Here is a 12,466-nt window from a genome sequence, read left to right on the forward strand (position 1 = left end):
TTTCTTTTTGATGCTTTTAAAAAATCGTTGTTAATGCCGTTGCGAAATCGCGTGTCGCGGGTTTATGCTCTTGGCATGAGCACGCACGTAACCGAGATAAGAAAAGCCGGTTTGGCCGATGCAGTGGCGATTTCAGCCATTCATCTGAGCGCTTGGCGCGGCGCTTATTCAGGCATCATTCCGCATCGTGCTCTTACTACCATGCTGGAACGCAGAGGCGCCGACTGGTGGGCACGAGCTATCAAGCGTTCCACACAAATTCTGGTTGCGGACATCGGCGGTGTTGTCGCCGGGTATGCAACACTCGGACCAAACCGCGCGCGGCAATTGCCTGAAAAGGGCGAAGTATACGAACTTTACATCCGCCCCGAATATCAAGGCTGCGGTCTGGGCTCGCGCCTGCTTGGCGCGGCTAAGCGTAGCCTTGGCGATCAGGGCCTGAAGGGCATGGTTATCTGGGTGCTTGAGGATAATGATCTGGCCGTTTCATTCTACCATGGTGCTGGCGGACGGGACGCTGCAGAAGGCGTGGAATGCTTCGACGGCAAGATGCTCAAGAAGCGGGCTTTCGTCTGGAGCTGAGAATCTACCTCTCATATCAATCCCACCACGATATACCCTGACTTTGCGCCCAATCGTCGCAAGAATAGGTCGGATAACGACCTAAAAGGCGACGCGTTGTTGCGCAAAGGGTCAAAAATCAGTACAGCACTCCCAAACCAACAAGGACTCCTAGAATATGCGCATCGATGCCATTCCTGTCGGCAACAATCCTCCTGAAGACGTTAACGTGATCATCGAAGTCCCGGTCGGCGGTCAACCTATCAAATATGAGCTGGATAAAGATTCCGGCGCACTATTCGTCGATCGCTTTCTGCACACGCCCATGACCTATCCGGGTAATTATGGTTTCGTACCGCACACATTGTCGGACGATGGCGACCCAATCGACGTTCTTATCTGCAACACCCGCGCATTGATGCCTACAAGCGTCATCAACGTTCGTCCGATTGGCGTTCTCGTCATGGAAGACAATAAGGGTCAGGACGAAAAGATCATCGCCGTTCCTTCACCGCATCTGACGCTGCGTTACGAGAAGGTTCACAATTATACAGACCTGCCCGAGATCACCTTGAAGCAAATCCAGCATTTCTTCGAACATTATAAGGATCTGGAGCCCGGCAAATGGGTGAAGATCGGCGACTGGGGTGATGAAGACGCTGCACGCCAGCTGATTACAGAAGCCATGGAGCGCCATAAGGCCAAAGTCGGCGCATAACTGCCGCTATCTGCTCAGTAAACCGGACAGTTTGGCAATCAGGCTGTCCGGATCACCTTCAAGTCTTACCTGTTTAACGCGCGAAGTTGCTCCTGCAACAATCGTGATATTACGCGGTGCCATACCCAGCCATTTGCCGAGCAGCTTGATAAGCGCCGCGTTGGCTTTACCGTCCTCCGGAATTGAGCGCACCCTCGCCTTTATATGCTGGCGGTTATCATCCGTCGTTTCCACACCTTCAATCGCATCTTTTGCAGACTTTGGCGTTAGCCGCACAAAGAGCATAATGCCGTCGGCTTCCTTGCGAAAGTAACGGTCTGTCATGGCTCAGAGCAGGATTGGCGCAATCGTGGTCCACAACAGCTGACGGACGAAGAAGATAATCAGCAGCAGAACGATCGGGGAAATATCGATCCCTCCGAGATCAGGGAGAAAGCGCCGAATAGGACGCAAGGCAGGCTCAGTCACCTTATAAAGGAACTCGCCGATGGACGCCACGAACCTGTTGCTCGAGTTGATGACATTGAAGGCGTAAAGCCATGAAAAGATCGCACTGGCAATAAGGATCCAAGTATAGATATCAAGGGCAAGATCTATGGTGCGGATAATGGCGAGCATCTGTTTCTCCTGAAAGTCTCAGGTTATGTAGCGATTGGCTGCCTCACGAGCAAGAGGCGAGGAGCGACGGACATTATTTCCATGACGCTCCGATGGTCGCTCATAGTATTCCCTTGTCGTGTACTGTCTCAAAAACACTAGACTATGGTAGTAAGGCTGGACTACCCCCTAGATATTGTTGAACTTCAAAAACAGGAATAAATTTAACCCTCGTGATTCGGGCTATTCCGGTCCGTTTTTCATCTAGGGGGTTACCATGCTAAACAAACTATCGGCCGAATTCTTCGGCACATTCTGGCTTGTCCTGGGCGGTTGTGGCAGCGCAGTTCTGGCTGCCGGCCTTCCCGATGTCGGTATCGGTTATCTTGGCGTCGCCTTAGCTTTTGGCTTGACTGTTCTTACCATGGCCTATGCGGTCGGCGGCATATCCGGGGGGCATTTCAACCCTGCTGTATCGCTTGGGTTGGCTGTTGCCGGGCGGTTTGATTTCAAGGAACTTATTCCATACTGGATCGCACAGGTAATTGGAGCAATTGCCGCCGCTGCGGTGCTTTATCTGGTAGCATCAGGCAAGACTGGTTTTGTGGCTGGAGGCTTTGCTTCTAACGGATACGATACGCTCTCACCCGGCGGCTATGGACTTACCGCAGTACTCGTCGCAGAGGTTGTTTTCACTGCATTCTTCCTGATCATCATCCTTGGAGCAACGTCCGCTTCGGTACCTGCCGGCTTCGCACCGATCCCGATCGGCCTTGGCCTGACATTGATCCATCTGGTGTCAATTCCTGTCAGCAACACTTCGGTTAATCCGGCTCGCTCTACAGGTGTAGCCTTGTTTGCCGAAACTGCTGCCCTCGGTCAGCTTTGGCTGTTCTGGGTTGCACCGCTTGTTGGTGCTGCCATTGGCGCAATCATTTGGAAAGCCTTGCTCGGCAAGGACTAACCTGCTGCCGGAGCGAGGCGGCCTGCCGGCTCGCTCCCTTTGACTTTCACACTGTAATATAAAGTGCCGCTTTTCTCTCTACTTCTGCTGGAAACTGTTCTAGAAGAAATCTCCATCTTCCGGAGCTCTCCACCGAAATGACTATATCTGAAACGGACGCGGCTCACGATCGTTATGCCGCCTTTCGCCACTCGTCGTTCACCCGTTATTGGCTATCGCGATTTTTTGGCTCTTTTGCCATTCAGATCATCAGCGTTTCGGTCGGCTGGCAGATTTACGATCAGACACGTGATCCCTTTTATCTCGGCATTGTTGGCCTTGTGCAGTTTGCACCTGCCCTTCTGCTCGTTCTTGTAACCGGCGCTGCATCTGATCGCTTTGGCCGCCGCTTGATTATGGGGTTGTCCATCGGTGTCGAACTGATCTGCGCCGCCCTGCTGCTGATACTTACCGTGACTCACACGTTCTCGCCTATGCATGTCTTCATTGTACTGGCAGGATTTGGTGTAGGGCGCGCGTTTCTAGGGCCAGCATCTTCGTCGCTCGTGGTAAATCTTGTGCCGGCCGAGATTTTCTCAAACGCGGTTTCCTGGAACTCCTCAGCGTGGCAGATCGCAACACTGGTCGGACCTGTGGCGGGCGGGTTATTGTATGGTCTATCACCGGTTGCGGCCTATGGTGTGGCTTGCGTGATGCTGTTCATCGCTGCTGTTGCCATTTTCTCCATTCCCAAACCCACGCAGCATACGTTGAATGAAAAGAAGTCGCTTCAGACGCTGTTGGCCGGCTTCCATTATATCTGGAAAGAGAAAGTCGTACTCGGCGCAATCTCGCTGGACCTGTTTGCTGTGCTCCTTGGTGGCGCGGTAGCGCTTTTGCCGGTTTACGCGCGTGATATTCTGGAACTTGGACCTTGGGGGCTTGGCATGTTGCGCGCGGCACCTGGCGTTGGAGCAATCCTGACCGCCGTATGGCTTACAGGCCATCCTATCCGCGATCATGCCGGTATCGTCATGTTTGCCTTCGTTGCACTGTTTGGCCTGCTTACCATCATGTTCGGTGTTTCAAATATCGCCTGGCTTTCAATCATTGTCCTCGCACTGATGGGCGCGGCAGACATGGTAAGCGTCTATATTCGTGAGACCCTGCTTCAGCTTTGGACACCGGACAATGTGCGCGGACGGGTCAACGCGGTGAATATGGTATTTGTCGGTGCATCCAATGAGCTTGGCGAATTCCGCGCAGGCATCATGGCTTCAATGATCGGCACCATTCCTGCTGTCGTTTTCGGCGGGATAGGCACAGTCGCGGTAGCGGGCCTATGGGCGTGGTGGTTTCCGCAATTGCGTAAGGCACGCAATTTGCAGGGGAGAACATGAGACCCTTCAGGCAGTAACGGGAGCGCCGAACACTATCCCGAGAAAGCGATGCAGCCAAGCTTTGAGTATGGCATCGTGGATCATCCTGCCTTCCAGATGATCCCGCCCCTGCTGCGCGCCACAAAGCGAGAACCGCTCCGACCCGCGCACCACCCAGCGCTGCATCATGGCTCGGGTCAGCTCCGCATGGAACTGCACACCCCAGGCGTTCTTGCCATAGCGGAATGCTTGGTTTGCATAAGTATTGCCAGTTGCCAGCAAGGTTGCAGACTTCGGCAGATCAAAGCCTTCGCGGTGAAAGTGGTAGACCATTGATGGCCAATCCATCAGCGCTTTGCCAGCTGCCGTTGGTTCCAAAGGATACCAACCTATTTCAACCAGTCCATCGGGATGCGGTGCAACGCTTCCACCAAGATGGTTTGCAAGCATCTGCGCACCCAAACAGATACCCAAAAATGGTTTATTCTCGGCCAATGGAACCGATAGCCAATCCGTCTCCTGCTTGACGAACTCTTCCGGATCATTGGCGCTCATCGGACCACCGAAAATAACGGCGCCCGCATGATCCTCAAGCGTTTCCGGTAGTACATCACCAAGTGGTGGACGGCGTATATCCAGTGAAAACCCAGCCTCAAGCAGCAATTGTCCAACGCGGCCGGTGCTTGACCTTTCCTGATGGAGAACTGCGAGGATTTTCGGGCGCTCTATCTTGTTCCCGTCCATCCATTCTGTCTGGAACATCCGTTAGGTCCTATTCTTCGGGCACTTCCCGCTCGGCTCGAACAGCGGCCCTTTGCTTCATTGTGACCCGGTCACGTGTGGATACACCGATCAATTCGGCAACCCGCCAGACAACATTGTCCTCAAGCTCATGAGCGACACCGTCGGCAAAAACCACTTCCCACATGAGTTCAATGAACCTGATGCGGGCTTCTTCGTCAAGATTGCGCTTGATAATGCTGGTGAAGCTATAAAGATCGACTGCTTCCTGATCCGCCTGCTCACTTTCGTTCAGAAGCCGCTTCAGCGCCTCGCCCTTCAAGCCATAAGCATCGGATATCAGTTGCGAGATACGTTTACGTTCCTCTTTACCGCTGGACCCATCTGCATCCATTACGTGGAATAGCAAAGCAGCAGCGGCCAGACGAGGATCTGACTTCGAAAAATGCTCCGAGCCACTTTCGCCCGAGGGTATTGATTTGAAAAAAGTAACAAGGCGATCAAGCATTTATAGAAGTCTTTCAGCTTTTAGCATCACTTCAATAACTGATAGCCCGAGTCGACCTGTCCCGCTACTGTGCATCTTGCCGCAAAGTGAGCCAAATCCTCCCCTTGCTACCATCAGAACAGCTTGAACTTCTTGTTGGGTTGAGGCGATTTATATTCGGGCTTCACGCCGGGGTCATCCGGAACCGGGCCAAAAAACGGTTCGCCGGCATCGTCTTTTTCCTTCTCCGGCAGCGGAGGCAGCACCGAGGCGATCCTCTGAGGAATATCCGCCTCTGCCGCGGGCTTGTCCAACTTGGCCTTCACCGTGTTTTGCACTGGCGGCTGAAACGGCACAATTTCAGCATCGACGATATCTGCCTCTACCTTTACCGGCTGCGAATTCGCCTCCTGCTTGCGCGGCGGTAAAATTGGCTTTGCCTCTATTGTGGCCTCCTCCGGTTTTGACGGTTCTGTCGCTTTCGCCCTGTCAAAATCATCGCTTGCGTCGATAACCGGCCCAATCTGCTCAACAGGAACTTTCCATGTAAAAGCGTCCAGCTTTCCAGTCACCGGCGAAGCCGGAGCCCAATGGTCGGAAACATAACCATCAGCAGTCCATGCAGGATCACGTGGCGCTTTGACAGCCCGTGACAACCATTGACGGACACGGCCCTGATCCCCGGTTTGCGCTTCCTCAATATCTGCAAGCAGCAAATAGGCGCTTTCACGCGGCGTGCTGCGCAGAACTGCTTCTGCAGCTTCGCGTGCTTCCTTCAATTCGCCAGCGCTCAGAGCGGCATGAGCAATTACCAGACTGGATTCGGCATGGTGCGGATAAAGTCCTGCCAAATGACGCGCACGCTTCAAGCGATCAACGGGCGAATCTCCGATTCTGGCATGAACATAGGTTTCGGCAACGTCGGGATGTGGCTCCCGCTTCCACGTATATTCTAGAATTTTTGAACCCTTCCGCAGGTCACCCTGAGCAAACAATGCTTTGGCAGCCACAATTGCTGCCGGAACAAGGTCCGGAGCCAATTTGTTGGCTTCAATAGCCAGCGGCTTTGCATTTACCGGATCGCTTTCAAGCGTTTCTATTGCCTTTGCGGTAAGGATGACTGCCCGCTCGCGCTTGGCCTTCTCCTTGTCGATCTGCTTGGTCGCCTTCTGCTTTTCCAAAAGCACCAGAGCACCGTCCCAGTCGCCATGGGTCGTTTTCTGCCCAAGCGCTGCGGAAGCAGCCCACTCAACATTTGGCGCCAGCAGAGCGGCCTCCTCGGCGTAATGACGGGATGCATCGCGAGCGCCTAACCTCTGCGCTTCCAGATAGAGACCGCGCAACCCCAGCAGCCTTGTTTCCGGATCATCCAGCATAGCCTCAAACTTGGCGCGAGCATCATCAGTACGCCCTTCAAGCATTGCAGCCTGCGCATCGAGCAGCTTGATCAATGGTTCCTGATCGACGTTGAGGAGCTTTTCCGCCTGCTTGATCATCAACCGTGCTTTTTGGCCATCACCTGCCCCCGCAGCAATCAAGCCCGTGGAAAGCGATTGGTAGCCTCTGTCGCGCTTGCGTGCCCGGAAATGCCGCCGCAAGGCGTAGGGCGAGGTGACAATGCTTTTGACCAGCCACCAGGTCAGCATCACGGCTGCAACGATAGCGACAATGCTCGATGCTGCCACCATGAGGCTGACTTTGTACTGCATCCCGGCAAAGGTCAGAACCAGATCGCCGGGACGGTCTGCAAGCCACGCAAACCCAACGCCAAGCAGCAGGACGAAAATGAAGAAGAACAGAATACGCATCATGATCTTCTTACTCCTGATTTGCTGGCGTCTTGATGCCGCTCAAAGCATCTGACAAGGCTTTGGAGACAGCTGTACTGGCGTTCTGCCGTGCCTTCATCGCGCTGCCAAAGTCTGCTGAAACAGTCTTCGCTGTATCAGGCAATTTATCCCATTCAGCAATTGCAGCCGCCAGATCACCGGCGTTCAGATGAGCTTCTATCCGGGCAGTGATTGCATCAACACCCTCGCCTTCGATCATGCCGACCGGTCGAGCTTCGACCAATCCGGATGCACTCGCCCACAACCGGTCAAGGACCCCGGCATTGGGATCAACTGTACGAGTGCTGGCTATAATGCGGGCAGCAACATCACCGAACTCACCTGCCAAAGTGTTTACAGTAGGTATCCCTCTGGCTTCTGTCGGGCGCAATGTTTCGACATCACCCGCAGCCGGAGCGACAGCGATATAAGTATCAAGTTCAGCCTTATAAGGCTCTCCGCGATCTACAGCCGCCTTCAGGCCCGTTGCTGCCATTGCCAGCGCCATGTTGGTCTGGCCGGACGTGTCATTGACCTTGGCTTCGAGCGCGTCAAGTCTCGTGGTGGCACCGGCAGCAGCTCCATCGGCCTGAGCGACCTGCTGCTTGCTCACATTGAGCTGCTCTTCAAGCGAGGCAATTCGTGCGTCTATGGCGTTGGTATCCAAAGGCGTACCGCCCGCCGAAGCATTATTCTGGATATCCGCAACGCTCTGCTTGACCGAATTCAACTCCGTTGAAAGAGCGCCAATCTGATCCAATGCCTGCTTGGCGCTGGCAGTAGCGCTGTTCAAAGCTGTCTGACTACCCTCATCAAGCGGTTTTGGAGCATCCCGCAATTGCGCGATCTGCTGTTCAAGCGAGGAGACATCAGCTTTTGGAGATGGAAGCACACCCGCCCACTGCAATGCAGCGGCGCCGAGAAGAACAACCACACCGCCAATCAGCCCCGACGCCAACCGACCGAATGAGTCATTCGACTTTTGGACGGAACTGAATTGATCAGGGCCGGAGCTGACACGCTTTCCGCCGGAGGCTTGACCACCACGGCCAAAGTTTGCAGCGGGACTGGAGGACGAAGATTCAGGCTCCGCACTTGCATTCTGATCCACCCTTTCAGTAACGGGCTCAGCTTTTTCAGCCACTGGCGCAGCCTTTGCCTGAATTGCAGGATCAAAACCTACTGGTTCCGGCTCTGGAATATCTTTTGTGGACGTTGTTTGTTTTACTATCGAAGATGGCTCCAGTTCGATCGTCATCGATTTGCGGGTCGTTTTGGAATGACGTGGAACGGTAGATTTGGCCATGGAAACTCTCTTCGGGAACAGATGCTTCAATTGAACTCTAAAGCTAGCAAGGAAGTTCCTGATATGAAACCACCAGTCAAGCCGGCTTGTTGATTAGCAGATGGTATCAAGCCTTCAGTAATTCGAGCAATGCTGCCTCATCCGGTAAGCTGGCAGTGGCGATGCGGCCAAATGCTTGCCCAGAAACAACCGCTGCGATGCTATTAGAAAGGCATAAAAATTCTGTTTTTTCAAATAGATGTTGAATTCCGGCCTTGCGGATTGCGTCCATGAAAGCTTCCGCGCCTTTTGTCGAATATAAAAGGCAGACATCAACGGGCAAAGGCTTGAGCAGTCTGGCCAAATAATCCGTCTCATAGCTCTTCAAAATCGTGTCATAGACCGCAACAGGCGTCACGACCCGACCGGATTGACCAATGATCGTTTCAAACCGGGAAGACCTGACCTGTCCGGTGAGATAGAGCAAACTGGCACTGGAAGGCGTTGAATTGTTCACCTTCCCGGCAAGCGAAGCGCCATCGCCATCCCCCGTAACCACGTGCATGAAGCCGGTGTTCCGGGCAAGTTCTGCTGTTACTTCACCAACGACAAAGCAGGGTAAATGATAAAGCGGTGCGAGAATATCCTCGGGTATGTACCGCAACGCATTGGCGCTGGTAATTGTCACGGCATCATAATTTCCGCCCGGCGATTGAACAGGCAGCGGCTGAATTTCAGTCAGCGGCAAAACAAGCGGGTTAAAACCCAGAGCCACCAATCGTTCGGCTGTTCTGGTCGCTCCGGGTTCGGGCCGCGTAACCAAAACAGTCTTCATGGTTAGAGCCAGTCCGTGAAGAAATGCGCGCCAGCCATTTTCCTGACACGCAACGCCGCGTCCCGGCCAATTTGAGCAGCATCCGCAAGAGATCCCTCACCTGTAATTTCATGGACTTCGCTGCCGTCCGGCAGCAGGATCATGCCATGAAAATGCAGCACTTCACCAGAGATCGTAGCCAGTCCCGCAAGCGGAGTACGGCATGACCCATCGAGCGTAGCAAGAAATGCCCGCTCGCATGCAAGCGCAGTAGAAGTTGGCGAATGATTGATGGCAGCGAGGAGATTGTCGATCCGATCATCGCCGATCCGGCTTTCGACAGTGATAGCACCCTGTCCCGGCGCTGGTGGAAATGCTTTGGCATCCATCAACTCGGTGACAACATGACCCAAATCAAGGCGCTTTAGCCCGGCAAAAGCCAGGAATGTTGCATCGACTTCTCCCTCGGCGAGTTTGCGAAGACGTGTCTGCACATTGCCTCGGAAATTGACCACCTGAAGGTCCGGGCGAACGCGCTTGATCAATGCCTGACGGCGAAGCGATGCGGAACCGACCACAGCCCCCAAGGGGAGGTCGGTGAGGGTTTTCACTTCACGGCCAATGAACGCGTCCCGGGGATCTTCGCGCTCAAGAAAGACTGATAAGTGCAAACCTTCCGGTAGAAATGTCGGCATATCTTTTGATGAATGCACGGCAAGATCGATGCGGCCATCGGCAAGCTGTTCTTCGATTTCCAGCGTGAAAAGACCCTTGCCTCCCACTTCGGCCAAAGACTTGTCCTGTATCCGATCGCCACTTGTAGAGATCGCAACGATTTCAATATCTTCTTCACGCAACCCATGGGCCTTGATCAGCCGGTCGCGCGTCTCGCGGGCTTGCATAAGCGCAAGCGCACTCCCACGTGTACCGATCTTGAGCGTTTTTGTTTGCATTGGCCGCTGTCCGTGTTACGCGAGTTTCATATTCATGGCCTCTACTAACGGGGTTTTATTCGACGGGCAATGCGACGAAGGATATCGATGCGGGTTCTGGGTATTGAAACGAGCTGTGACGAGACGGCGGCGGCTGTTGTCGAACGCGATGAGCATGGTCATGGCACCATTCTTTCGAACGTCGTCCTGAGCCAGATCGACGAACATGCACCCTATGGCGGTGTCGTGCCGGAAATCGCTGCACGCGCTCATGTCGAAGTTCTTGATCGTTTGATTGGTCAGGCACTGCATGAAGCACATTTGACGCTTGATGATGTTGATGCCATAGCCGCCACAGCAGGCCCGGGCCTCGTCGGTGGCCTGATTGTCGGACTGATGACTGGTAAAGCCATCGCCATGGCAAGCCAAAAGCCATTCTATGCGATCAATCATCTTGAAGGTCACGCACTAACACCGCGCCTGACGGATAGCATTGAATTTCCTTATCTTTTGCTGCTGGTTTCCGGCGGACATACGCAGATGGTGCTGGTCAAAGGGCTCGGCGATTATGAGCGACTGGGCACGACCATCGACGATGCACTCGGCGAAGCTTTCGATAAAACCGCAAAAATGCTTGGCCTCCCTTACCCGGGTGGACCGGAAGTCGAAAAAGCGGCGATGCTGGGTGATTCAACGCGTTTTAATCTGCCGCGCCCCCTGAAAGGTGAAGAGCGCCTCGACTTTTCTTTCTCGGGCCTCAAGACAGCGGTTCGTCAATTGGCAACGAGCCTCGAACCCCTCTCGCAAGCAGATGTTAATGACATCTGTGCGGCCTTCCAAACGGCTGTCGCCGATACATTGGATGACCGCGTTGCTCGCTCGCTTTCGCGGTTTCGCGAGACGTTCCCGGATGTGACTAGCCCCGCATTGGTGGTTGCGGGTGGGGTTGCCGCAAACAAGGTTCTCCGGAGCGTGCTTCAGCGGCTTTGCGACAAGAACGGTTTCGACTTCATTGCACCCCCAATGGCATTATGCACCGATAATGCGGCCATGATCGCATGGGCAGGTGCTGAACGCGCAGGAAATATGTCTCCGGATTCACTCGATATAGCACCGCGATCACGCTGGCCGCTGGACATGCATTCTGCACCTTTGATTGGCGCAGGCCGACGCGGAGCAAAGGCATGAGCAACAGGCCGCCAATAGCCGTATTGGGCGGCGGCGCATATGGTACAGCACTCGGAACCATGGCCGCATCAAATGGCAGCCCAGTGGTGATGTACGCGCGGGATTCCGCGACCGTCGCCTCGATAAACGATAATCATCGTAACGATGCCCATTTACCGGACATCCAACTTGATCCTTTATTGACCGCGAGCGACGACCCTGAAAGCGCCTTGAAGCATGGCAAATTCATTCTGTGTGTTGTTCCCGCCCAAGCGCTCTCAACTGCCTTGCAGGAACTCAAGGAGCATATCCCCGAAACTACGCCTCTCATCATTTGCGCTAAGGGAATTGAGCGATCCACCGGCCTTCTCATGTCCGAGGTTGCGCACCACATCCTGCCAAATCATCAGCTAGGCATATTATCCGGTCCAAGCTTTGCTACCGATGTAGCAAGAGGATTGCCCACGGCGGTAACCGTTGCTTCGCGTGACAAAGCATTGGCAGACAGTATTGCGCTTGCGCTTTCGGGCGCCACATTCCGCTGTTACTCCACCGATGACATGACCGGGGTTGAGATCGGCGGCGCACTCAAGAACGTACTTGCCATTGCGGCTGGTGCCGCCATCGGCAGAGGATATGGCGCCAGTGCGCAAGCCGCTCTCGTTACGCGTGGCTTTGTCGAATTGCGCCGCATCGGTCAGGCTTTGGGCGCAAAGGTAGAAACGATCATGGGGCTCTCCGGACTTGGCGATCTCATATTGACCTGCTCCACCCCGCAATCGCGCAATTACTCCTACGGCCTTGCACTGGGGAAAGGCGATGACTTGACGGGGCGCCCATTGGCGGAAGGTGTTGCAACTGCATCCATTGCAGTTGAACTGGCGGCTCGACATGATATCGATGCCCCTATCATTTCGGCTGTTTCAAAAATACTCGATGGCAAGATTACCGTCGACGAGGCCATGGAAGCATTGCTTTCACGGCCACTCAAGAACGAAGACTAGGAGAATAGG

Annotated in this window: 14 protein-coding genes; 6 read left to right on the forward strand and 8 right to left on the reverse strand. The window is 54.2% G+C overall.

All coding sequences use genetic code 11. The annotated features are described in order from the left end of the window. The first annotated feature begins 75 nt into the window (after window positions 1-75). A complete protein-coding gene (locus ABKW30_RS02355) occupies window positions 76-582 on the forward strand; it encodes a GNAT family N-acetyltransferase (RefSeq protein ID WP_348596412.1) in 507 nt (168 codons plus the stop codon). Window positions 583-739: 157 nt separating this feature from the next. Then, the gene (gene ppa, locus ABKW30_RS02360; protein WP_348596413.1) at window positions 740-1,279 is read left to right on the forward strand and encodes an inorganic diphosphatase; all 540 of its coding nucleotides are present in this window, start codon (window positions 740-742) and stop codon (window positions 1,277-1,279) included. A 6-nt stretch (window positions 1,280-1,285) separates the two neighbouring features. On the opposite strand, the gene ABKW30_RS02365 is transcribed toward ppa, so the two are convergent. Continuing rightward, entirely contained in the window at window positions 1,286-1,603 is a 318-nt protein-coding gene (locus ABKW30_RS02365; RefSeq protein ID WP_348596414.1) for a DUF167 family protein, read from the reverse strand. Window positions 1,604-1,606: 3 nt separating this feature from the next. After that, a complete protein-coding gene (locus ABKW30_RS02370) occupies window positions 1,607-1,897 on the reverse strand; it encodes a YggT family protein (RefSeq protein ID WP_348596415.1) in 291 nt (96 codons plus the stop codon). A gap of 256 nt (window positions 1,898-2,153) precedes the next feature. Here ABKW30_RS02370 and aqpZ point away from each other — a divergent pair, with 256 nt between their 5' ends. Both aqpZ and ABKW30_RS02380 read left to right on the forward strand, forming a co-directional pair. After that, window positions 2,154-2,840, forward strand: a complete 687-nt coding sequence (gene aqpZ / locus ABKW30_RS02375; protein WP_348596416.1) for an aquaporin Z — start codon at window positions 2,154-2,156, stop codon at window positions 2,838-2,840. Between the two features lie 143 nt (window positions 2,841-2,983). Then, window positions 2,984-4,219, forward strand: a complete 1,236-nt coding sequence (locus ABKW30_RS02380) for an MFS transporter (protein ID WP_348597578.1) — start codon at window positions 2,984-2,986, stop codon at window positions 4,217-4,219. Between the two features lie 6 nt (window positions 4,220-4,225). Here the strand turns inward: ABKW30_RS02380 and ABKW30_RS02385 are convergent, their stop codons facing one another. The 6 genes from ABKW30_RS02385 to hemC form a co-directional block, all read right to left on the reverse strand. Beyond that, complete coding sequence (locus tag ABKW30_RS02385; RefSeq protein ID WP_348596417.1) at window positions 4,226-4,960, reverse strand: glutamine amidotransferase; 735 nt, start codon at window positions 4,958-4,960, stop codon at window positions 4,226-4,228. Window positions 4,961-4,970: 10 nt separating this feature from the next. Beyond that, entirely contained in the window at window positions 4,971-5,447 is a 477-nt protein-coding gene (locus tag ABKW30_RS02390) for a TerB family tellurite resistance protein (protein WP_348596418.1), read from the reverse strand. A 113-nt stretch (window positions 5,448-5,560) separates the two neighbouring features. After that, a complete protein-coding gene (locus tag ABKW30_RS02395; protein WP_348596420.1) occupies window positions 5,561-7,237 on the reverse strand; it encodes a heme biosynthesis protein HemY in 1,677 nt (558 codons plus the stop codon). A gap of 7 nt (window positions 7,238-7,244) precedes the next feature. Further along, complete coding sequence (locus tag ABKW30_RS02400) at window positions 7,245-8,561, reverse strand: mitofilin family membrane protein (RefSeq protein ID WP_348596421.1); 1,317 nt, start codon at window positions 8,559-8,561, stop codon at window positions 7,245-7,247. A 106-nt stretch (window positions 8,562-8,667) separates the two neighbouring features. After that, window positions 8,668-9,375 (reverse strand): uroporphyrinogen-III synthase, encoded by a 708-nt coding sequence (locus tag ABKW30_RS02405; protein WP_348596422.1) that lies wholly within the window; start codon window positions 9,373-9,375, stop codon window positions 8,668-8,670. Window positions 9,376-9,377: 2 nt separating this feature from the next. Continuing rightward, complete coding sequence (hemC, locus tag ABKW30_RS02410; protein WP_348596423.1) at window positions 9,378-10,307, reverse strand: hydroxymethylbilane synthase; 930 nt, start codon at window positions 10,305-10,307, stop codon at window positions 9,378-9,380. A gap of 87 nt (window positions 10,308-10,394) precedes the next feature. On the opposite strand from hemC, the gene tsaD reads away from it, so the two are divergent. Together tsaD and ABKW30_RS02420 are read left to right on the forward strand one after the other, a co-directional pair. Beyond that, entirely contained in the window at window positions 10,395-11,474 is a 1,080-nt protein-coding gene (tsaD, locus tag ABKW30_RS02415; RefSeq protein ID WP_348596424.1) for a tRNA (adenosine(37)-N6)-threonylcarbamoyltransferase complex transferase subunit TsaD, read from the forward strand. Then, on the forward strand, window positions 11,471-12,457 hold the full coding sequence (locus ABKW30_RS02420; RefSeq protein WP_348596425.1) for an NAD(P)H-dependent glycerol-3-phosphate dehydrogenase: 987 nt from the start codon (window positions 11,471-11,473) through the stop codon (window positions 12,455-12,457). Before tsaD ends, ABKW30_RS02420 begins: the two co-directional genes overlap by 4 nt. Window positions 12,458-12,466: the final 9 nt, after the last annotated feature.

This window comes from Phyllobacterium sp. SB3, assembly GCF_040009165.1.
In the GTDB taxonomy this organism is placed as follows: Bacteria; Pseudomonadota; Alphaproteobacteria; order Rhizobiales; family Rhizobiaceae; genus Phyllobacterium.